Origin of the sequence: Sandarakinorhabdus sp. (assembly GCF_040398645.1) — a bacterium.
Taxonomy (GTDB): Bacteria; Pseudomonadota; Alphaproteobacteria; order Sphingomonadales; family Sphingomonadaceae; genus Sandarakinorhabdus.
This window is the reverse complement of sequence record NZ_JBBATR010000118.1, coordinates 1-1,461: the sequence shown is the minus strand read 5'-3', so window position 1 is coordinate 1,461 and position 1,461 is coordinate 1. Positions and strand designations below refer to the sequence as shown.

Sequence of the window (1,461 nt, the reverse complement as noted above, 5' to 3'; positions counted from 1 at the left end):
TAGCAGCCTGTCGGAATGGCGTCAGCGTTGGTGTAGCGGATGAGGTAGGTGGTGCCCTTTATGCTGCCTTCAGGCGATGCAGGCGCCGGCAGTTGTAGGCCAGTGCGGTCAGCATCCACTCGGCGGCGACGTTTTGAAGCCCGCGCAGGCCGAAACGGCGGAAGCCCATGGCGCTTTTGATGATTCCGAAGACCGGCTCGACCGATTGCTGGCGTATGGCGTAGCGGGCTTTTCCATCTTCGGTTTCCAGCTTGTCTTTCATGGCGATGCGCCAGGGTTCGTTGATCTGCCGCGCGGGCTTGGGGTCCGGCGGCGGGCGGAAATCATACGGCCGGTGCGGCTGGGTCCGGCCGATGGCGACCAGTGCCTCAACGCCACGCTCTTGCAGCTTCGCCACAGCGTCGCCGCTGGCATAGCCGGTGTCGGCCAGAACGCATCCCGGCAGGCCGCAGGTGCTTTCCATGGCGAGAATGGTGGCGGCAAAGCTCGGCGCATCGGCGGTAGTGGCCACGAGGTTGGTCGCCAGGATCAGTTGGGTGCCGTCGGCCGAGACCACGGCCTGCGGATTGTAGGCCTGGCGATACTCATGCGCGTCGGACCGGCGCATCAGCGCGCTGTCCGGGTCGGTCAGATTGCTCTGGCGGTCGGGTGCGGGCGCCGGCGGGTCGTCGGGGGGCGACTTCGGCCGACGGCCGCGGCGGCCTGTTCTGGCATCCCATTCGGCCTGCTTGGCGACCACCTCGGCGCGCACGGCTTCGGCCTCGCGCTGCGCCGCCGCCTCCAGCCGGGCGCAGGCGGCATCGAGCTGCGCCTTCAGCCGCTCCCGCCGGGCGATCTGCTTGGGCAGCGCCTGCGGGTCGGGCGCGTCCTGGGCATCCGCCGCCTCGGCCTGCGCCGTCAGGGCCGCGATGTCCTCGGCCAGCTTCTGCCGCAACGCCTGCGCCCGGTCATAGCGCACCGAACGGATCTTGGACGCATTGGCGTCGATCTTGGTGCCGTCGATCGCAACCAGGCCCAGCCGCAGCAGGCCGGCCTCCCGGGCGATCAGCAGCACCTGCAGGAAGGCCGCCTCGAAGGCCGCCTTGTTGGCACGCCGGAAGGCCGCGATCGTGTCGTGGTCGGGATGCGTATTGGCGGCGACAAAGCGCACGCCGATGTCGCGATAGGTCGCGCGTTCGATCCGCCGCGACGAAAAGATGCCATTGGCATAGGCGTAGATCAGCAGCGCCAGCATCAGCCGCGGATCGTATTGCGGCTTGCCGCTCGGCCGGGCGTTGACCGGGAAGGCGAAAAGCGGCACCCGATCGACCGCGCCGACCACGAAATGTGCCAGATCATCCTCGGGCAGCCAGGCCTTCAGGTCGGGTGGCAGCAGGAAAGCCTGGTCGCGGTTGTAGGGTACGAAGGTCGCCATCAACGCAGTCTGCATCACCAATGGGGTGATGTGAATCCGACAGGCTG

The 1,461-nt window shown here is 67.8% G+C and carries 1 protein-coding gene; it reads right to left on the bottom strand.

The features are described 5' to 3' along the window. Positions 1 to 58: 58 nt before the first annotated feature. The gene (locus ABWP50_RS13485) at positions 59 to 1,414 is read right to left on the bottom strand and encodes a transposase (RefSeq protein ID WP_353218502.1); all 1,356 of its coding nucleotides are present in this window, start codon (positions 1,412 to 1,414) and stop codon (positions 59 to 61) included. Positions 1,415 to 1,461: the final 47 nt, after the last annotated feature.